Source organism: Paenibacillus sp. sgz302148 (assembly GCF_056120465.1).
This window is the reverse complement of the sequence record NZ_JBVYOJ010000018.1, coordinates 132364-153664: the sequence shown is the minus strand read 5'-3', so window position 1 is coordinate 153664 and position 21301 is coordinate 132364. Positions and strand designations below refer to the sequence as shown.

The window sequence follows — 21301 nt, the reverse complement described above, 5'->3', positions numbered from 1 at the left end:
AGGAGCAATCCATGAAACGATCTTGGACGCATTTTGCGGTTTTGCTGATCATCGTCATCGCAGCGATTTCCGCTCCGCTCGTCGTGTGGACATTCAAACAGACCCAAGTGCTGAATGTGGCCGTATTGGATAAGACGGTGCCTGACACCACGTACCGTGAACATAAGGGGCTCATGTGGCTTCTGAATTATTGGAAGTATGTCAAGAAGGACGCGTCGGCATATTCCTTGCAAAACGACTATTTCGGCTACGTTCCGGGAGAGGGAGAAAGCTACACGGCCCGGGAGTTGGATACGTCCAAAGGCTACGATCTGCTTTATATCACGGATACATACGGCGTTTACAAAGACGATCTTTCTGGCGACGCCCCCCTCGGCAATCGATCCGAAAAAATATACGGAGGATTGCAGCAGACCGACATCAAGCAAATCAAAAACGCGATCTATCAGGGAACGTCGCTGATCGCCGAGTTCAATACGTTCGCCAGTCCTACCGATCCGACGGCCAAAAAGGCGCTGTATGAAATATTGGGCGTCCGCTGGTCGGGCTGGATCGGCCGGTATTTCGCGGATTTGTCCGGCGGAGGGGAGCTTCCTGCATGGGCGAAATCGAATTATGAGAAGCAGTCCGGGAAGAAGTGGGCGTTTCAGGGGCCGGGGTTTCTTTTTGTAAACGAAAATGACCGTGTAGAAGTATTGGAGGAAGGGAAAGACTCCGGCGAACGAGGCAACGAGTTTACTTTGACGGAAGAGGGAGAAGCGTTTGTTGGTTCGGCGGTTGAGACGCGGTACAACTATTGGTTCGATGTTGTCGAAGCCGAGGGCGGTCAAGCGGTTTTGGCCAATTACCGCCTCGATTTGACCGAGTCCGGGGAGAAGAAGCTGAAGGCGCTCGGGATTCCGTCGACGTTCCCGGCCGTGATCAAAAACGATACGGGGACGTATACGTCGTATTATTTTGCCGGAGATTACGCGGATAACGGCGAAGTTCCCGACTTTTATCAGGCAGCTTGGCTGGACCGGATCTTTTCCGCTTTTGCGTGGGATTCCGGGAGCAATCAGCAGAGCTTTTACTGGAAGGCGTACCGTCCGCTGATGAAACGGATCCTCGAAGAGGTATCTGCGAAGAAGCGGGAGCCGGCCGTCAAGCAGGAGAACTCAACCCCGGTAACGAGCGGGGGAATTACGATTCCGGCCAAAGTAGGCAAGCAATATTTGCAATTGTACAAGAACAACGGCTGGAACGATATGTTGATCAAAGGCGTTAATATCGGCATGGGCAAACCCGGTCATTTTCCCGGGGAAGCGGCGATCACGAAAGCGGAATATTTGCGCTGGTTCGAGCAAATCGGGGCGATGAACGCCAATGTCATTCGGAACTATACGCTGCATCCGCCGGCTTTTTACGAAGCGCTGCTGGAATATAACATGAAGGCGGCCAAGCCGATTTATTTGCTGCACGGCGTATGGATTAACGAGGAGAAGCTGGTCTCGTCGCAAGACGTTTATACGGAAGACCTCGATGCGGAATATATCCGTGAGATGCAGCGGACGGTGGATGTCATACACGGAAACGCCGATCTGCCGGCCAACCCGGGGCATGCGTCGGGAACGTATCGGGCGGATATTTCGAAATACGTGCTCGGCTGGGTGCTCGGTATCGAATGGGATCCTGAAGTCGTTGTCGCAACGAATGAGAAGCACCGAGGGATACCGGATTTCGACGGGCGCTATTTTCGGACGGAGCATGCTTCCCCGTTCGAAGCGTGGCTTGCCCGCACGATGGATGAGATTTCCGTTTACGAAACGGACCGGTATCATTGGCAAAGACCGGTCAGCTTTACGAACTGGCCGACGACCGACCTGTTCAAGCATCCTTCCGAGCCGCTGGAAAATGAAGATCTCGTTTCGGTTAATCCGAACGTGATCTGGGCCAAGTCGGATTTTCAAGCCGGTTATTTCGCTTCATACCACGTTTACCCGTATTATCCCGACTTCATGAACTATGAGACGAAATATACGGATTATGTGGATTTCCGGGGGGAGAAGAACAGCTACGCAGGATACCTGCATGACCTGAAACAGGCTCACCGTATGCCGGTGCTTGTCGCCGAGTTCGGCGTGCCCGGTTCAAGGGGGATGACGCATCGCAACGTGCAGGGCTGGAACCAGGGGGCCCATAACGAGCAGGAGCAGGGTAAAGTCGACGCACACTTGTTCGACGATATTTATAAAGAAGGCATGGCCGGCGGAATCGTATTCGCTTGGCAGGACGAATGGTTCAAACGGACGTGGAATACGATGGATCTGGACGATCCCGATCGCCGGCCGTTCTGGTCCAACATTCAAACAAGCGAGCAATATTTCGGGCTACTTTCCTTCGAACCGGGCGATCCGGCTACGGCGCTGCACGCGGACGGGGATACGGGCGACTGGACGAGAGCGCAAGTTGCTCCCGTGCCGATGCAGGCGACCGCCGTTCAAGCTGTCGACGGGGACGGCCCGCAGGGGGAAATCAAGCAGTTGTATGTCTCCAGTGATGCGCGCAACGTGTATTTCCGGATCGACCTCGGGCAGAACAGCGGGCCGATCGATTGGGCCAAAACCGGGGCGATGATCCTGCTCGACACGATTCCGAATCAAGGCCAGCACCGGATTCCGGGCGGAAGCGGCCTCAAGACCGATGCCGGCATCGACTTCGCCATCGATTTGAGAGGGCCGAAGCAATCGCGGATTTGGGTCGATAGCTACTATGATTCAACCTACTACGAGTATGGGTCACGGCTGCATATGATGCCTCTGCTTGATTACGCGAACAAAAAGGATAACGGCGTCTTTCATAAAATGACGCTCGTATTGAACAAAGGCATGAACGTTCCCAACGTCCGCGGCCAAACGCTGCATCTGCCTCTAGAAACGTATGAAACCGGGTTACTGCGGTACGGCAGCGGAAATCCGGCCAGTCCGGACTTCGACTCGCTCGCGGACGTCGCCTATAACGACAAGGAGCATACGGTCGAAATCCGAATTCCGTGGCAGCTGTTGAATGTGAAGGATCCAAGCACCCGCGAAATCATGGGCGACCTGTGGAAGAACGGGCTTCAAGCAAGCGAGGAAACGCCAGGAATTAAACTTGCCGTGCTTTCTTACCGGCCCGACGGGCAGGGGGAACCGGATGCTCCCGGAAGCCGGCAAATCGCCTATTCGATGCCGGGTTTGACGGGCGGTGTTCTTCCGTCCAAAGAGATGTTCACCTATCAATGGGACAAGTGGGAAACATTAAATTATTATGAGCGGCTCAAAAAGTCATATTATATTTTGCAAGATTTGTTTCAAAAGACGGAACTGACGAAATAAGAGAATGTGCTTTTGTGCTTGCCATGCCGCATTGTGGCATGGCGTTTTTCTTTTTCCGCCCCGCTATATTTCTCCTGCGCAACAAAATAGGCTAAAGAAGCGTAGAACCTAATGTCTAAACAATAACGCGTTTTTTGTCGAATAAACACTTCATAATACATGAGTGTGTGGGAGGTAAGAATGCATGAGAGCGATTCTGGTCGACGATGAATCGTTGGCGCTTCGGGATCTGGAGAGGCAACTGCTCAAGATCGGGGGCGTCGATATCGCCGGCTGCTGCCAAGACCCCTTCACGGCGCTTCGGATGGCCGCGGAGCTGCGGCCCGACGTCGTGTTTCTCGATATTGAAATGCCCGGGATGACCGGCATTGAAACGGCGGAGAAGCTCCATGCCGTGCTTCCGAATGCCCATATCGTGTTCGTTACGGCATACGACGAATATGCGGTGAAGGCGTTCGAGCTGAACGCGGTCGATTATTTGCTAAAGCCGCTGCAATCCGAACGCCTTCGGACGACGATCGCAAGATTGGCCGGCTATGGCACCGGCAGCAATCAAATGGCCGGATCAAAATCTTCGCCTCCGCTGCTCGGTTGCTTTCATTCCCTGCAATACGAAGGCCAGCCGCTTTCGTGGAGAACCGTCAAGGCGCAAGAGCTGTTCGCTTATTTACTCCATCAGCGCGGACGACAGGTTCGGAAGGAAGAGCTGCTGGAGCTGCTTTGGGCCGAATCGGGCCATAAGAACGGCATGACTCAGATGTATACCGCTATCTACCAGGTTCGCAAGACGCTTCAGGCGGGCGGGATTGACGTAGAAGTCGTCAGCTCGGAGAAATGCTATATGCTTGATCTTAAGGCGACCCAGCTTGACGCTGACGAATGGGAACGCGCCGTCCATGAGACGGCGGCACCGTCGGAAGATACGTTGCCTGCGCATAAGCGGCTCTTGGAGTTGTACCGCGGCGACTATTTTGCGAATTACGATTATTTGTGGGCCGAGAACGAAAGAGAACGTCTGCGGTTGTTATGGTTTCAGCATGCGATCGGCGTTGCCGATTTTATGGCCGGCTCCGCGCAGCCGATAGAAGCGCTCAGGCTGTATCAGCGCATTCAGCAGGCTTTTCCATATGCCGAGGAAACGTACTGGGGGCTCATGAAGCTGCATTACGCCCGGGGGGATCAGCAAGCCGTCCAGAAACAATACGACGATCTAAGCTCTATTCTAGCTGCCGAGCTGGGGACGGCTCCCCAGACATATATTCAGGAATGGTATGAGCGGCACATCACTTCATAATGTTCAGATTGTTGTTCAGATTTTGTACAGTGCCTTGTTGTATGATGATCGGTGGCAGCAATTATTCATTCGAAGGCAGGAATTCCGGATGCGGAACAAGGTTTACAGAGTGCTTTCAGCTTTGTTCATTTTGATTGGCATTGTTTTATTGCTATATCCTACGGTGAAGGACCGTTATGAAAGCTATCAGCAGGAGAAAATCCTGAAGATGTGGGAGGACAACCTTCAACGCATCGAGGCGCTTACTCCGGAGGAAGAGATTCCTGCAGCAGCTCCCGTGCCGCTCGGTTCAAGCAAGAAAGAGCCTGTCCAAGCTGTATCCAAGCCGCTCGCGGTCAGTCCGGATATGGGGGGAGAAGAAGTCGAAGGCATTCTCGAAATTGACAAAATCAATCTAAAGCTTCCGATTCTGTCGGGGGCGACCAAAGAGAATCTTGCGCTCTCCGTTGCCAGTATCGAGCATACGGGCAAAGCAGGCGGAAACGGCAACTACGCCGTTGCGGGCCATCGAAATCGGACCTACGGGAAAAACTTCAATAGACTCGATGAAGTGGAAGTCGGTGATGAAATCGTAGTAGATACAGGCAGCGTGCGATATACGTATGAAGTGAAGGAAAAGCTATATGTGCTTCCCGAAGACGTCAGCGTCCTTCGGGGCAACGGGAAGAAGCGGGAAATAACGCTTGTTACCTGCCATCCGATGAAAAACCCGACGCATCGGCTCATCGTTAAGGGTGAACTGCAAATCGACAAAAAGTAAAATTTTTCTATACAAATAGACAAGCAAGTGATATGATCGTCATATATACAGATACATATTGATTTCGGTGCTTTCCACCGATAAAGGCAAATTTAGCGAAAGCTAGAGACGCAAAACTACAGGGTCTTCCTTAGTTCAAACTAAGATGACAGCCAGTTGCCGAAAGGAGAGTTTTTTGTGTTCAAAAAAATCCGAATAATTACTATTGCGATTGCTATTTTCCTTTTGGTCATTCCGAAAATAACCGATGCGGCGGCATCCCAAGGGATCATTGACCGGAGCTTTCTGGAGCAAGGGTATATTACCGTGAATTACGGAAAAGCAGGCATCGTCCGCATTACGAAAGGCAGCGTCAATTACGATTACAAGCTGGCGGAAGGGGCGAAGTACCCGTTGCAATTGGGAAACGGCGACTATGACGTCATGGTCGCGGAAACCGTCGGGGGCACGAAATACAAGGTCGTTGCAAAAGAACGGATTGCGCTGAGCATGAAGGATCAAAAGGAAGTTTTCCTGCAATCTTCGCCGTTTGTCGATTGGAATGACAAGACACTGGCTATCGTCAAAGCGGCGGGACTCAGTTTGAAGGGCAAGTCCGACAAGGAGAAGATCACGGCCATCTACAGCTATATTACGAAAAAAATCAAATACGATTACGATAAAGCGAAGACGGTAAAAGCCGGCTACATACCTAATTTGGATGATGTTTTCAAGGCGGGAAAAGGAATATGCTACGACTACGCCGCGACTTTCGCGGCCATGGCCCGCAGCGAAGGCATACCGACTAAGCTCGTGATGGGATATCCAGCGGATAGCCCCGGAACGTACCATGCCTGGAACGAGGTTTACTTGAATGACCAGAACAAATGGGTTACGATCGACACGACCAATGACGCCGTTCGCGTGCAAAACGGCAAAACGCCTGAAATGTTCAAAAAGGCGGCAGACTTTAAAATGACGAAATTTTATTAATTGACGAATATCGGAGAGTTGGACAGGAATATCCTGTTCAACTCTTTTTTGCGTTGTTCAGAAAATGTTCAGAGGCATCCATTATAAATATGTTTGGCATACATACGACTTGGTTCGACATCAAATGACTTAGGTTGCAAGTTAGATTCTAGCGAGAGGATTAGAGGGAGGGGGAACAATCGCGGAATTTGCGAGTGAATTGTACGATTTCATGCTTTATTGATCAAAATTGCGAGGAGAAGCTAGGAGTATGAGAGATTTCAAAAAGACGTTTTATGTATTCGTCATATTCGCGTTATTGCTGAACTTGATGCTGCCGTCGACGTTGGTCAACGCGACCGAGGAATCGACCGGAGACGAGCAAAAAGGCTGCGTCGAAACCGTCGGCGGGCAAGCTGGCGGTGAGCAACCCGGAGGTGGTCAGGCTGACGGTGAGCAGGCTGGTAGTGAGCAGGTTGTAGAGCAAGCTGGTGGTGAGCAAGCAGTCGGTGAGCTAGTAGGAGGCGAACAAGCCGCGGGCGGAGAGCAAGTCAGCGAGCAGCAGCTGGCAGACCCGGCTGGAGGCGAGCAGGCAGCAGGCGAACAAGCCGGCACAGAGCAACCTGCGGGCGAGCAATCGGCTACGGAGCACGCTGCAGGCAGCCAAACCGGGGAAGAGCGGCCGGATTGCGATCAAAACCTGCAGGCCAAGCCTATGGCTTTGGCTGGACTTGCCGGAGAAGTGATTACGGAAAATATTATTGATTACGACAGCCTGACCATGTGGGATAGACAGCCTGTCGATGATGAAGGAAAACCGAATCCCGATGCGAAGCAGCTCTCCGATTTTCGGCCAGAGGTAGGAAAAACATTCGCCGTTTATTTCAAATGGAAGCTTCCGAAGAAATATAGAAGCGGGGCAACCTTTACTTTTAACCTTCCAGACAAATTTAGGATGGCTGAGGCTATATCAAACAAACCGTTGAACGGCGGCGGCATCGAAAGCAGCGTCGGCACCTTCGATATTACGACGGATGGGCAAGTGACGTTTACATTCAATGATGAAGTCAACGATGCGGATGAGGACATTGAAGGGTACTTCTACGTATGGCGCCAATTCGACAAGAGTAAACTTGGCGACGGCACAAACCAAGATTTTGAGTATCAATTCAACAATTTAACGTTCAAAACGATAGCGGTTCATTTCAAGAACGAAGCCAACCCGCAGATGGTGAAGAAGGGACAGGCCGACAAGGCTAAGAACCCAAGCGAGATTAAGTGGTCCGCCGTATTTAATATCGCCGAGGAATCGATTGACAATCCCGTATTTAATGACGAAATCCCTAGTGGGCTAGAAATCGATATGAGTTCGATTAAAGTATTCGAACTGAAAGTCAATATAGACGGTGTCGAGAAGAGTTTTACCGATGTCACGAATTCATTCACGGCATCCAAAACGACTACCCCGGCCGGATTCAAAATCGATATGGGCAGCAATATCAAAAAAGCCTACCGCGTCGAATATACGACGAAGGTGACCGAACGCAATCCGGATACCACCTCGTTTAAAAACAATGCATACTTATCGGGGAATGGGAACACGAAATTGCTAAAAGATGCGTTTAGCGTCCCTGTACAGTTCAGCCAACCTCTGGAGAAAAGCGTCGTTAAGGGTGGATACGATCCGGTTGAGCAAGAACAAACGGTAACTTGGAAGATCAAATATAATTTCAATGAACAAACAATTCCTCAAGCGAAAGCTTATTTGGACGACGTGTTCAGTGATACGGAAAAACTGATCGAAAGCTCGGTTGAAGTAAACCGAATTACTTTGGACAATGCCGGGAATGGGACTGACAAAACGCCCTTAACAAAAGGTACTGATTACGCCGTATCCTACACGGCCGACTCGAATCAGTTCAAGTTATCATTCCTTAGCGACATCCACGACGCTTACGAAATCGTATATAAAACGAAGTCTAAGCTTCGGGTAGACGTAGGGCGGGATGTCAACAACAAGGTTACGATGCATGACGGAAGAATGGCCGAAGATACGCATCATTTTTCGCAAATGATTTTCGTCAAAGAACGTATTGGCGTCGACTATAACGAGAAACAGATCGAATGGAAGCTTACGCTCAACCAAGACAAGAAAACGATGACCAATGTTGTTGTACGGGATTCATACGTCGGACAGCATATGAAGTTGATTGTGGGATCTCTGCAAGTGACTGGGCTAAATCCGGAAGATTACACGCTCTTGCCTGATCCAACGTACGACAAGGCGTTCAAAATCGTAATCAATAAAACGGTGACGGACGTTATTGAGATCAAGTACAAGACTGAGTTTGATGCCACTCAATTCGTTGCGCCTAAGTTGGATGTAAAATACAAGAATGGCGCGAGCGTAACATGGAATGAAGGCAGCCAAACGGGATTAACCAAAGATGGATCCGCCGAGCTCGATCCAAACTCGTATACGAAGCATAATGGAGAAAAAAGAGGCTCGTACAACGAGAATACGAAAAAAATTACTTGGACGATCGATGTCAACTATAACTTGCACGAGATCGCAACACCCGAGATCAGCGATCTGTTTATCGGAGGACCGGATCAAGATCAAGATTTTGTTGAGGGTTCATTAAAGGTGTATAAGCTGAATATCGCGGCTAACGGAGGGGTAACGCCCGGAAGTGAATTCACGAACTATACACTTACTCCAAACCCTGCGACCGGTAAAATGGAGGGTTTTACTTTAAAGTTTAAAGAATCCATCAATTCCGCATACCGCATTACGTATGAAACAAGTCTTAAAGATAAGCAAATCAATGCGAAATACGAAAATCACGCAACATTGTATGATCGAAGCAACGACAAAAAATTATTTGACGAAAAAGCGGAAGTCAATCCGGCGCACGGCGGCAAGTTTGTTTACAAAAACGGTTGTCAGGGCGGTAAATGCGGACTCGGATCCAATCCGGAGGCGATTTACTGGCAGGTTACGGTTAACCCAAGTCAGTCCTATATCAATAAGGACTCGGAATTAACCGACGAAGTATCGGGCAGCCAATTCTTGCTGAAGGATTCTTTTAAATTGTACGCTACGTCGGTACCTGGCGATAACAGCGGCACGATTACCAAAGGCAGTGAGGTGCCGAAGGAAGGATTCTACGACATCACTTTCGATAAAGTCGGCGGCAAAGAGAAATTTACGATTAAATTCCTGCAATCAATTGATCGGACCTATATTTTGGATTACCAATCGTTCATCAATGCGGAGCAGGGAGAAAAGATCAGCAATAACGTCAATTTCCAAGGGCAATCTCAAGGTAACGTTGCCGGCAGCGGCAACAAAGAGATCGAAGTGGCCCTATCGGGAGCGGGCGGTGGAGCATCGACCCCAGGCAAGTCGGACATTACGGTTGTGAAGGTAGAAGCTGGCGCAAGCCCCGTCAAGCCCCTGAAGGGCGCTGTTTTTGAGCTGTATGACGCATCGGGGCAAATCTTGCTTGATACGCAATCAACCGACGAAAACGGCAAGGCTGAATTCAAAAATTACAAATATAAAAAATATAAGCTGGTCGAAAAAGTAGCGCCAACAGGCGGCTATATCATCGCACCGGAATATGCCGGCGGCAAAGTCATTGATTTCAAGAGCGATCAAAAAACATTCACGGTCGCAAACGAAAAAATTACCCAAGCCTTTGAACTGACCAAGGTCGATAAGGATGAGCCAACCAAAGTACTGTCCGGAGCGAAGTTTAAGCTGCAAGTGAAGGACGGCGCAGATTATAAAGATGTGGCTGGACAAACGGAACTCGTCACGAATGTGAACGGCAGTATTTTGATTCCGGACATGGCTCCTGGGGATTATCAACTGATTGAAATCGAAGCGCCAAAAGGATACAAAAAAGATACAACGCCGATTCCTTTCACAATCACGCTAAACCAGACGGCGCTTTCGAAGGCGACTATGAAAAACGAAATCTACCACGCCGACGTCGAACTGACCAAGGTTGACGCCTTCGACAACACGATCGTACTGGCTGACGCAGAATTCGAACTGCAGGATGCTGAGGGGAATAAGCTAAAGGACGGCCTGAAGACCGGAGCCGATGGCAAGCTCACGATCCCAGCCTTGAAAGCAGGCAGCTACCAATTCGTTGAGACGAAAGCCCCTGCGAATTATGTGCTCGACCCGACGCCGTTGAAGTTCGACGTGTTGGATGACAAAAAAGTAGAGCTTAAGTTCGGCAACCATATGATTTCGGGCTCGATGAAACTGACGAAAATCTATACGGGACATCCCGACATCAAGCTGAGCGGAGCGCACTTCAGACTATTAGATAAAGATAAAAAAGTCGTGAAGGACAAGCATGGCAACCCACTAACGACATTCGTAACGGATCTGAACGGCGAAATAAGAATTACTGACTTAAGACCGGGCAAATATTACGTCGAGGAGATTCAAGCGCCTTCCGGTTATGCGATTCGAAACGCTCTGACGGAATTTACGGTTGAAAAAGAGAAAGAGACAAAAATAACCGTAGAAAATGACTACTACTACACAGGCGGTGGTGGAGGCGGTGGCGGCGGTGGTACGCCGACCGAACCTGGCAAACCAACCGAACCAGGGAAGCCGACCGAACCGGGTAAACCAACCGAACCAGGGAAGCCAACCGAACCGGGTAAACCAACCGAGCCTGGCAAACCAACCGAACCGGGCAAGCCGACCGAACCAGGCAAACCAACGGAACCGGGAACGCAGCCGAAACCGGGCCAACCGGACATTAAAGAGAAGACACCGAAAGATACGCCAAAAACCGGCAAAGTCACCGTACCGAAAAACGGCACGACGAAGGTTGGCAAACAACCGGAGCACGGCAAAGTCACGGTAGGTCCTGACGGCAAGTGGCAATATAAGCCGGATCCGGGCTATACGGGCAAGGACAAGTTCTCCGTCATCGTCAAGGATAAGGACGGGAATGAAGAAGAAGTATTCATCGATATCGATGTCGACGAAGTGCCGCTCGGCGTGACGCCTGACAATGGCAAGCCTAAGCCGAACGGAGGAACGCTTCCGAAAACCGGGGAAGATAGCCCGCTGCCGCTGCAACTGGCCGGTGTGGCCCTGATTCTTGCGGGAATCGGTATAGCGATAAGAAAAACTTTACAGAGAAGAAACTAGAATAAACTCGCCTTACAGTCTGCCGTAACTCGCGGCAGGCTGTTTTTTTTCGAAAATTTTGATGAATATTGTCGAATTGTTCAGAGATTGTTCAGAACGGGTGAATATAATATCCCCTAATGGCTTGCACATGAAGAACGATGAATAGAAAGCGAGGTTCAAACGATGAAAAATATTATGATTGCCGACGATACGGCGTTTATGCGGCTCATGCTGCGCAATATTGTAGAGGGTATGGGTCTTCGGGTCGTTGCTGAAGCAGGCAATGGGGCAGAAGCAATCAAGCAATACAACTTGTACCACCCTGATCTTGTATTGATGGATATTACGATGCCGGAGATGGACGGGCTGGAGGCTACGAAAAAAATTATGGATGCGCACAACAGCGCCAAAATCATCATTTGCTCCGCCGTCGGCAATCATGAGATGGTCATACGAGCCATTACGGCGGGAGCAAGAGATTTTGTCGTCAAGCCATTTCTTCGCGATCGGGTCGAAACGTCCATACGTCTTGCGCTAAATCTGGTCGGCGCGTAATTCTAACGATGCGATACTGCCTGTGTCTACCTATACGTTCATGCCGCGGGCATCGATGCGTATCGTTTCCACCCATTTGCCTTGGCGCACGCCGTAAACGGAATCGCACAAGTTAGGCAGCACGCAGGAATGGTTCGGGATGATTTCAATCCGGTCCCCAACGGCAAAAGATACTTGCCACGGGTCGAAACGCAAAGATCCGTGCTCCTCGTTCAGGCCGGTTATCGTTACGCCTGGATAACCGACAACGATGCCGAAGCCTTCGCGATGAGGCGCTTTGTCGCTTGTTAATGTTTTGGTCCCGGCGTCAATCGTCGCCATGCCGGGCAGCGGCGTGCTGACGACAGTCGCGATGACGCGCAGGGCGCAGTCCTCCTGCCGCGCGATGCCTAACTGAACGGCGGACGCATCATAAAAAATATAATTGCCGGCCCTGACCTCCGTAACGCCGCGCAGCTTGTCGACGTGTCGGGATGACGGGGTAGAGCCCGAGCTGACGACGCTCAGCGGGATTCCGGCTTCCTGCAACTCGTTCGTGACCCTTTCGATCGTGTCCGACTCATAATCCACGTATTCCTCCAGCGCCTCTGGCGTAACGCCCTCCGTATAGATTTTGCCGAAATACGTCATAAGCCCGATAATTTCAATGCCCGGCATCGCCTGAACTTCCCGTGCGAAACGTATGATTTCCTCCCCGGGCTGCCTGCCGCAGCGGTTCATTCCTCCGTCCAGCTCGATCAGCACCTTCACCCGTTTCCCGGTCCGCACGCCTACCCCTGACAACCCTTCCGCAACAATCATGCTGTCCACCGTCGTTTTGACGTCGATCGTTTCATGCAGCCTTGCAAAACGGCGCAGCTTCGCTTCGCCGATCATCGTATGCGCGATGAGGATATCGTCGAATCCGTAGCTTGCGAACACTTCGGCTTCGGACAGCTTCGCCGCTGTAATGCCGACGGCGCCGGCCTTCAGCTGCATCTGCGCAAGCCGTACGGACTTGTGGGTTTTGATATGCGGCCGATGCATGATTCCGCTACGTGCCGTTTTCTCCGCCATGGCGGCAATATTACGCTCTACCGTATCGAGATCGATGATCACCGCAGGGGTGATGATGTCGTTGTACATGGTCGTCAATCACCTCGTTCATGGGATGTGGTGCATCTGTTTACAAATAGCGTAGTTCGGCGTGGTGGTGGTGTCAATATTTTTTTTAGCTAACCTAAAAAAATGTTTGATCTTTATGAAATCTGTGGTACGATGTGGAATAATTGAGGTTGGAGGAAGATGAGATGGAGTCCGTACAAGAAGAATTGCCGTTTTTGCTGGCGATGATCAAAGGCATTGCCGCCCAGTTCGGGGAAAATTGCGAGGTGGTGCTGCACGACCTGACGCGCCCTTACGATAGTACGATCGTTGCGATCGAAAACGGCCACGTAACGGGACGGAAGGTGGGCGATCCCGGCACGAATCTCGGGCTTGAGATTTTGCGGGGCAACGTCCAAAACGGGGACCGCTATAACTATATTACACAAACGAAAGACGGACGTATTCTACGTTCGACGTCGCTTTACATGCGCAATTCGGCCGGCGTGACGATCGGGTCGATCTGCATTAACTACGACATTACGCAGCTCACGATGGCGGAGAAGACGCTGCAGTCGTTAACCGCGAGCAGCTTGCAGCCGGAAGTGAAAGAATCCTTCGTCAGCAACGTAAGCGACTTGCTCGATATGCTCATCCAAGAAACGCAGGAGGCGATCGGCAAACCCGTGGTGGCGATGACAAAGGAGGATAAAACGAAGTTTATTCATACGCTGGACGAGAAAGGTGCATTCCTGATCAAGAAGGCCGGCGATAAAGTTTGCGGGTATTTGAACATTTCGAAATATACGCTTTATAGCTATTTGGACGAACCGCGGAACGAATCGAATTAACGCAGTTGTTGCACAAGAGAGGAGATTGTAATCATGTCCGTCATTGAACAACGTTTGCAAGAGCTTGGCGTAGAGCTTCCGCCTGCACCGGAGCCGAGATTTACGTACGTGCCGTGCGTCCGCACCGGCAATCTGATTTACTTGTCCGGCCAAGACTGCCGAATTAACGGAGAGTTGATGTACGAAGGGAAGCTTGGCGCGGAGCTGACGATTGAGCAAGGTCAAGCGGCTGCACGCCAGACGATCATCAACTGCCTGGCGGTAATGAAGCAGTATTTGGGCGATCTCGATCGTGTCGTCCGTGTCGTCAAAATGCTGGGACTCGTCAACAGCGCGCCCGGTTTTGCCGATCAGCCGTACGTCATGAACGGCGCTTCGAATTTCCTCGTCGAAGTATTCGGCGAGAATGGCAAGCATGCCCGCTCCGCCATCGGCACGAACGAGCTGCCGTTCCATACGCCGGTAGAAATTGAGCTGATCGTGGAGATTCGGGACTAGATCTTTAGATGAATTTACTCTAGGTGCAAAAGAACCTTTGAAAACACGGAGTCGTGGTTTCAAAGGTTCTTTTTATCGCTATGAAGCAATTAGTTCTGATTCCGAATGCTTGCGGATCAAATGCTGCAATGTGCTGAACAACAACTGGAAAACATGCAGTTATTTGTTTCGACGAAGAGAGTTACTCCTCAACCTTCTTATATGCCGCGTGATAATCCTGGAACACGAGATTTTCACCAGTGATCATCAGCCCTTGTCCCCAGTTGACGTGCACGTTTTCGGTCGGCGGGTCCATCGGATCCCGGTATTGGAACAGGACGTTGCGCCGCGTGCGTGTGCTCTTGTTCGGGTTGGAGCCGTGAATCGTCAAGTAGTTGAAGAATAACACGTCGCCCGCTTTGGCTGGACAAGGCGTACCGTCGCTGATCGGATACTCTTTATGGCTCAGGTAGTGGCGGCCTACATGATGAATCGGCCCTAGCTTATGCGATTTCGGAATAACGCATAGGCAGCCGTTCTCCATATCGGCGTCGTCCATATGCACGCTGGCGGCCATCATCGTATGGTTGGCATGCGGGAAATACGGGTAGTCCTGGTGCATCGGGAACGCCGCGCCATTCTCCGGCGGCTTGACGAGCATTTTGCTATGGTGCAGCTGCACGTTCGGCCCGATTAGTTGGGACACAATCGCTTGCATATTCGGGTGAGTAACTGCCCGTGTAAATGCGGCATCGTGGTAGTGCACATCATGGAAGCCTTTCAGAACAAGCTTCTTCAGCTCCTCCGGCGACATAAAATCGTTGCCCCAAGCAGGGTTCCAATCATGCTTCGACTGAGCGGCTCTATGGATGATGCTGTCCGTGGCACGGCGCATGTCCTCGACCTCTTGCTGGTTGAATACGCCGCGAACGAGCAAATACCCATTTTCGTTGTAAAAATCGACATCTTGTGCTTTAATCAAAGTAATTCATCTCCTCAGGGAAATTATTGATGTAAGGTTAATATGCTTTAATTATAAATACTTTTCAGACGGATCGTCTTTGTAAAGCGATGCCGTACTTTTGTATTTTTCAGCCATGAGTAATAGATCAAGGGGGATCATGATGCTTCAAGCGGAATCGTGCGTTGCGGTGGATGCGGTATTAAGCGAATATTCGGTTCTCAAAGGAAAGGATGCCGCCTTTCACGTTCATTATTGGGGAGCGAACGGCATGCATTACGATAATCCGGTGCACCGGCATTCTTTTCACGAGGTATGTTATGTGGTTGACGGGACGGGCACTTATATGGATGATCAAACGGAATTTGAGATTAAGCCGAATATGCTGTTTATTTCGCGGCCGGGGGTTTGGCACCAGATTCGCAGCCAAGAAGGGATGTTCGTCCTTTATGTCGCTTTCGAGCTGAACGAAGCCGAATCGTCGCCGGAAACCGTTGCATTGTACCGGAAGCTGGAGCATACGGGCGCTTTCATTCAATATGATGCATCCGCCCTGCCGCTTGCGCTGATCTGGCAAGGACTGTTCACCCAAGCGGGGCAGGCGAAGCATTTGGCGGCGGATACGCTCGCTTCGCTGGCGCATGCACTGCTGTGCTCCATCCTGCATACGTTTCAAGCCAAGCAAGAATCGGAGAAGGAGCAGGTCGTGAAGCTGCATCCGTCCAAAACGCTCCATCAGGCGAAAATGTTCATTCGCGACAACCTGCTGCAGCCTCTGATGCTCGCCGATGTCGCCAGCTGCCTGCATATTTCGGAGCGGCATTTATCGCGTTTGTTCTCCGAGCATGAGGGACAAACCTACATTAGCTATGTCCGTCAGGAACGAATTCGGCATGCTGTCAGCCAGCTGAAAACAACGAATCATTCGATCAAAGAAATCGCCGAGCAGGCCGGCTTTGAATCGGTGCATTATTTCACGCGGGTGTTTACGGAAATGAAAGGGATGCCGCCGGGCAAATTCAGAGAAGCAAGCATGAAGGCGGAATCGCCGCAGAAGGAGGACGAGACATGCCGGACATCATAAGCTTAGGTTCCTTCATGATCAAGGGAAGCTTGCTCGCTGTCATCGTTGCGGCAATTGCGGGGTGGATAGCGGTGAAGCTGGTTTGCCGAAGAGTGGATGCTATTGCCAAAATCATTCCCGATATGCTCGTTAGCGGCGCGCTCATCGTGATTGTTGTTTGGAAATTCGGTTTTGTCTGGGAATCGCCGGAGCTGATATGGGAAAATCCGAAGATGCTGCTGTTCATGACCGGGTCGGCCACAGAGCTGTTGATCGGTTGTTTGCTGGCTCTTATCTACGTAGTTGTGGCATCGTACCGGAGAGGAATCCGACTTCTTATGCTGGGTGACGTGCTCTCTGTCGGTATATTGGCGGGCGTTGCGGTTCTCGGCGCATGGCATGCGGGGAATCCGGAATCGCTAAGCCTAGCGGCTGTAGCCGTCATTGTCGCCGTATGGCTTCTCTACAAGAAAGCCCGGTTGGGCAGCGGCAAAATATTGCAGGACACGCTGCTGTTCGCAGGTGCGGGGTGGATGTTGTCCACCTTGCTGATCCCGCAACAACAAGGTGCGTACCTTCTGTCGCAGCTACAATGGGTTTATCTAGGGTGCGTTCTGTTCGGCGCCCTGTTGCCTAAATTTGCTTCGCGAGGGGAAGGTTGATACTTTCCCCTTTTGTTGCGCATGCTACTCTTGAGGATAAACCGAAGGAGTTGAACCAATCGATGTCAGAGCGGCAGAAAAAGGCTCAGAGCAATAAACCAGGCGCGAATGATCAACGCAACAAGCAGGATCCGGCCAGTCCCGGGTTCGACAAAAAACTGGACGGACCTAACCGTCCTTCAACCTGATCGGGTGGGAAGCAAGCTCCACAAAACAAAGCATATGCTTACGAAGCGAGTTTTGTTGCGAAGAGTATATAAGCAGTCAAGCTCCACAAAACTTTCTCTAGGAGAGATCTCGCATGGAACAGGAACGCAACGACACGCCGGAGTCGGATAACCAGCCGACTGCTTCGGCAACCGGCGCCCAAAGTACAGGGGATGACCTGGACCCGTTCGAAATTAATTTTTTGCCGGAATTTCAACAGGGGCGCGGCCCGCATGATCCGTTCGTGAACGAATACGGCGTCGTGATCGGGGATCATAATTACGAATCGCCGAATTCGCCGCTGAACCAGTGGACGACGGATACCGATCCGGAGGTGATGTCCGGGGACCAGTGGGTGCACCCGTTCAAGGATATCGGCTTCCATTCGGCGGAAAACCGCGATTATTTCGAGAAGAAGATCGCTCCGCAATCGGGCGTGTACATGCATCCGGACAAAAATACTTCGTACAAGGCGTTTCACGATAATCCGAACGCGGATAACGGCCCTGACGCCCCGCCGGAAAATCCCGAAGCATAATTTCAGCGGACAAGCAGGAGACCACTCAGACATCTGGGTGGTTGTTTCATTTCTCTTTGCTTTCGAGGTTAGCGGATGTATAATAAATGCAGATCGGCTTATTAGCTTGCGAATCTAAAGTATCTTACTTATAAGGAGAGATGAATGTATGTCGATGTCATTCGAACGATACATGCTGGATATAGTTCAACCGATGCGGGATGACCTGACGAAAATCGGAATTACCGAGCTGCGCACGCCGGAAGAGGTTGAAGCCCAACTGCCTACGGCCAAAGGTACGACGCTTGTCGTAATCAACTCCGTGTGCGGCTGCGCGGCAGGACAATGCCGTCCGGGCGTTGCACAAGCTCTGCAAAACGACGCAGTGCCGGATAACCTGTTCACGGTATTCGCCGGCCAAGACAAAGAAGCGACGGCCAAAGCGCGGGAATACTTCCTGCCGTACCCTCCGTCCTCGCCTTCGATCGCCCTGCTGAAGGACGGCGAGCTCGTTCATTTCATCGAGCGGCACCAAATCGAAAACCGCTCCGCAGCTGAAATTGCCGCCGACCTGACTGCGGCATTCAACCAACACTGCAAATAATTCGAGCTTAACCGCGTAGAAGAGGTGTGATTCATGAGCTTGCAGCAGGAGATTATCGCCCGTCTGGGCGTAAAGCCGCAAATCGACGCCGCCGAAGAGGTTCGCCGGCGCGTCGATTTCTTGAAACAATCGGTACTGAACTCGGGAACAACGGGGCTGCTCATCGCCATTAGCGGCGGGATCGACAGCGCCGTCGCGGCCGGCTTGTGCAAACGGGCGACCGACGAGCTTGCCGCCGAAACGGGCAAGCCGTACATGACGCTCGGCGTATTCCAGCCGTACGGCACGCAGGAGGATATCGACGACAGCTATGCGGTAGCCAGAGCGTTCGAGCTGAAGCATACGGTGGAGACGAACATCGAGGACGCCGTGAACGAAATCGCGCTCGAAACGGAGCATGCGTTCAAGTCGATCGGCATCCATCGCCACATTAGCCGCGGCGGCAAAGGCAACGTGAAAGCAAGAACGCGCATGGTCGTGCAATATGCGCTTGCTTTTGACCTGAACCTGCTTGTCGTCGGAACGGATCACGCTTCCGAAGCGATTACCGGCTTCTATACGAAGTGGGGCGACGGAGCGGTGGATATTACGCCGCTCAGCACGCTCAACAAACGTCAGGTTCGCCAGCTAGCCGCCCATCTCGGCGTGCCGCAAAGCGTGCTCGACAAAGCGCCGACCGCCGGACTTTGGGAAGGGCAAACGGACGAAGCCGAGCTTGGCATCACTTATGAAGAGAACAGCGACTACCTTGAGGGCAAATCCATTAGCTCCGAGGCGCAAGCGAAGCTCGAGAAGCAATATGCGAAGACCGAGCATAAGCGCTCTCCGATTCCCGGCATTTAAGTGAATCGCGTATGACCATAAGACTATCTTTGGTGCGTCTTTTTGCACCGAGGATAGTCTTTTTTGTCGTATTCGCGAATATTTTGTCAATTTTTATGAAAAGAAGACTGCCGGACTATTGTGTTTTGTATAATTTTGCATATATGATATTACTACTAAATACCTATAGAGATTGTCCTTGGGAGGGGAGCAACCATGAACTACTTTCGCATGACGATTCGCAAGAAGCTGATCCTCGTATCACTGCTGCTGCTGGCTGTCCCGACGCTGGTTATCGGGTTCATGAGCTATAATGTCGCGAAGCAAGAGACCGATGCCTTAATCCAGAAAAATTTGATCGCAAACGTCAATCTGGTTAACGAAACGATCAAAGTGCTGGATGATCAGGTGAAAGCCGGAACGATGACAATGGATGTGGCGCAGGAGCAGATAAAACGGATGATTCTTGGCGCCAAGCAGCCGGATGGGACAAGACCGATCAACGAAAACATCGATATCGGGGAAAACGGCTACATGTTCATCATGGATGACAAGGGCACCGAGCTGGCGCACCCGAAAATCGAAGGGCAGAACATATGGGACAAGCAGTCGTCCGACGGCTTTTTTTACATACAGGACATCATTAAGAATGCCAAAGCCGGGGGAGGGTTCACCTATTATTCATGGCCGCTGCCCGGTGCGGATACGAATAAAGAAGCGGTCAAGATCACCTATGCGGAGCTGGACACGCGCTGGAATTGGGTCATATGCGCAGGCTCCTATCTGATGGACTTTAATAAAGGGCAAACGGCGATTCTCCATTCGCTGCTCATTACGCTGATTGTTTGCTTGGCGGTGGGAGCGATCGTCGTTATTTGGTTCGCGGAAAGCATCGCCAGACCGATCAAACAAGTGGCAGGCAAAATCAAGCAAGTCGCCGCCGGTGATTTCACCGTAACCGAACTGAAAGTGAGCAATCGCGACGAAGTTGGCGAGCTTGCCAATGACGCGAACCTGATGATCGGCAATTTGAAAGCTCTCATTTCGCAAGTGCTCTCAAGCGCCCGCCAAGTTTCTGCGTCGACGCAGCAGTTGGCCGCATCGGTCGAAGAAACGACAAAAGCGACGCAGCAAATTACGCAATCGATTCAGGATATCGCTGCAGGAATCGACCATCAGGCTCATATTTCCGAGGAAAGCTCGCGCGCGATGGAAGAGATGGCCGTAGGCATTCACAAAATCGCGGAGACGTCCTCGATCGCCTTCGAAGCGTCCACGCAAACCGTAAACGAGGCGGATACCGGCGATGTATCGATTCGCAGGTCGCTTGCGCAAATGAACGTCATCGGCAGCACGGTCGGCAACTTATCGCAACTCATGCAAGGACTCGGGCAGCGATCGCAGGAAATCGGCGAGATCGTGCAGGTGATCGGCAACATTTCCGCGCAGACGAATTTGCTGGCGTTGAACGCATCCATAGAGGCCGCAAGAGCGGGAGAGCAGGGCAAAGGCTTCGCCGTTGTTGCGGGTGAGGTCAAGAAGCTGGCCGAGCAGTCCAAGACGAACACGGAGCATATCGGCTATTTAATCGCAGCGATCCAAAGCGATATCGAGTCCGCGGTAGCGGCAATGAAAGGCGGGGAGCAAGAAGTCAAGTCCGGGACAAGCATGATGTCGGACACGGGAGTTGCGTTTGCCCGTATCGTCAAAGCCGTGCTGCAGGTGCAAGCGCAGGTCGAGGAAGCGTCCGCGGCAACCGAGCAAATGTCGGCCGGTTCGCAGCAAATCGCCGCTTCGATCCATGAGATGGCAAGAATCGCCGGCGTATCCGCGACGAATTCGCAGACAATTGCAGGCGCGGCGGAGGAGCAGCTCGCGAAGGTGGAGCAAATCCGGACTTCGGCGGAGACGTTAAGCCGAATGTCCCAAGAGCTGCAAGGCGCGGCCGACCGGTTCAAAATTTAATAC

16 protein-coding genes and 1 riboswitch are annotated in these 21301 nt (G+C 51.4%); of the genes, 14 read left to right on the top strand and 2 right to left on the bottom strand.

Going from position 1 to position 21301, the window contains the following annotated elements:
• Positions 1 to 11 precede the first annotated feature (11 nt).
• The 6 genes from AC0LWM_RS24470 (at position 12) to AC0LWM_RS24445 (ending at position 12086) form a co-directional block, all read left to right on the top strand.
• A complete protein-coding gene (locus tag AC0LWM_RS24470; protein WP_474677625.1) occupies positions 12 to 3356 on the top strand; it encodes a hypothetical protein in 3345 nt (1114 codons plus the stop codon).
• Between the two features lie 184 nt (positions 3357 to 3540).
• On the top strand, positions 3541 to 4650 hold the full coding sequence (locus AC0LWM_RS24465) for a response regulator (protein WP_474677624.1): 1110 nt from the start codon (positions 3541 to 3543) through the stop codon (positions 4648 to 4650).
• An 88-nt stretch (positions 4651 to 4738) separates the two neighbouring features.
• A complete protein-coding gene (locus AC0LWM_RS24460; protein WP_474677623.1) occupies positions 4739 to 5410 on the top strand; it encodes a class D sortase in 672 nt (223 codons plus the stop codon).
• A 75-nt stretch (positions 5411 to 5485) separates the two neighbouring features.
• Positions 5486 to 5574, top strand: a riboswitch (cyclic di-GMP riboswitch).
• A 13-nt stretch (positions 5575 to 5587) separates the two neighbouring features.
• Entirely contained in the window at positions 5588 to 6382 is a 795-nt protein-coding gene (locus AC0LWM_RS24455; RefSeq protein ID WP_474677622.1) for a transglutaminase-like domain-containing protein, read from the top strand.
• A 250-nt stretch (positions 6383 to 6632) separates the two neighbouring features.
• Positions 6633 to 11549, top strand: coding sequence for a collagen binding domain-containing protein (locus tag AC0LWM_RS24450; protein WP_474677621.1), 4917 nt, complete (start codon positions 6633 to 6635; stop codon positions 11547 to 11549).
• Positions 11550 to 11714: 165 nt separating this feature from the next.
• The gene (locus tag AC0LWM_RS24445) at positions 11715 to 12086 is read left to right on the top strand and encodes a response regulator (protein WP_474677620.1); all 372 of its coding nucleotides are present in this window, start codon (positions 11715 to 11717) and stop codon (positions 12084 to 12086) included.
• Positions 12087 to 12116: 30 nt separating this feature from the next.
• Here AC0LWM_RS24445 and AC0LWM_RS24440 read toward each other — a convergent pair whose 3' ends face one another.
• Entirely contained in the window at positions 12117 to 13211 is a 1095-nt protein-coding gene (locus tag AC0LWM_RS24440) for an alanine racemase (RefSeq protein WP_474677619.1), read from the bottom strand.
• Between the two features lie 164 nt (positions 13212 to 13375).
• Between AC0LWM_RS24440 and AC0LWM_RS24435 the strand changes: the two genes are divergently transcribed.
• Positions 13376 to 14020: a helix-turn-helix transcriptional regulator gene (locus AC0LWM_RS24435; protein WP_474677618.1), complete on the top strand. Its 645-nt coding sequence runs from the start codon at positions 13376 to 13378 to the stop codon at positions 14018 to 14020.
• A gap of 33 nt (positions 14021 to 14053) precedes the next feature.
• Positions 14054 to 14518 carry a RidA family protein gene (locus AC0LWM_RS24430; RefSeq protein WP_474677617.1) on the top strand — a complete coding sequence of 155 codons (465 nt, stop codon included), beginning with the start codon at positions 14054 to 14056 and terminating at the stop codon, positions 14516 to 14518.
• A gap of 181 nt (positions 14519 to 14699) precedes the next feature.
• On the opposite strand, the gene AC0LWM_RS24425 is transcribed toward AC0LWM_RS24430, so the two are convergent.
• Complete coding sequence (locus AC0LWM_RS24425) at positions 14700 to 15479, bottom strand: phytanoyl-CoA dioxygenase family protein (protein ID WP_474677616.1); 780 nt, start codon at positions 15477 to 15479, stop codon at positions 14700 to 14702.
• A gap of 139 nt (positions 15480 to 15618) precedes the next feature.
• Here AC0LWM_RS24425 and AC0LWM_RS24420 point away from each other — a divergent pair, with 139 nt between their 5' ends.
• From AC0LWM_RS24420 to AC0LWM_RS24395, 6 genes are all read left to right on the top strand, one after another.
• Complete coding sequence (locus AC0LWM_RS24420) at positions 15619 to 16542, top strand: helix-turn-helix transcriptional regulator (RefSeq protein ID WP_474677615.1); 924 nt, start codon at positions 15619 to 15621, stop codon at positions 16540 to 16542.
• On the top strand, positions 16527 to 17183 hold the full coding sequence (locus tag AC0LWM_RS24415; RefSeq protein WP_474677614.1) for a hypothetical protein: 657 nt from the start codon (positions 16527 to 16529) through the stop codon (positions 17181 to 17183). Before AC0LWM_RS24420 ends, AC0LWM_RS24415 begins: the two co-directional genes overlap by 16 nt.
• Before the next feature lie 301 nt (positions 17184 to 17484).
• Entirely contained in the window at positions 17485 to 17928 is a 444-nt protein-coding gene (locus AC0LWM_RS24410) for a DUF3905 domain-containing protein (protein WP_474677613.1), read from the top strand.
• A gap of 148 nt (positions 17929 to 18076) precedes the next feature.
• The gene (locus AC0LWM_RS24405) at positions 18077 to 18511 is read left to right on the top strand and encodes a BrxA/BrxB family bacilliredoxin (protein ID WP_474677612.1); all 435 of its coding nucleotides are present in this window, start codon (positions 18077 to 18079) and stop codon (positions 18509 to 18511) included.
• 33 nt (positions 18512 to 18544) lie between these two features.
• Positions 18545 to 19354, top strand: coding sequence for an NAD(+) synthase (gene nadE, locus AC0LWM_RS24400; RefSeq protein WP_474677611.1), 810 nt, complete (start codon positions 18545 to 18547; stop codon positions 19352 to 19354).
• A 195-nt stretch (positions 19355 to 19549) separates the two neighbouring features.
• Complete coding sequence (locus AC0LWM_RS24395; RefSeq protein WP_474677610.1) at positions 19550 to 21298, top strand: methyl-accepting chemotaxis protein; 1749 nt, start codon at positions 19550 to 19552, stop codon at positions 21296 to 21298.
• Positions 21299 to 21301: the final 3 nt, after the last annotated feature.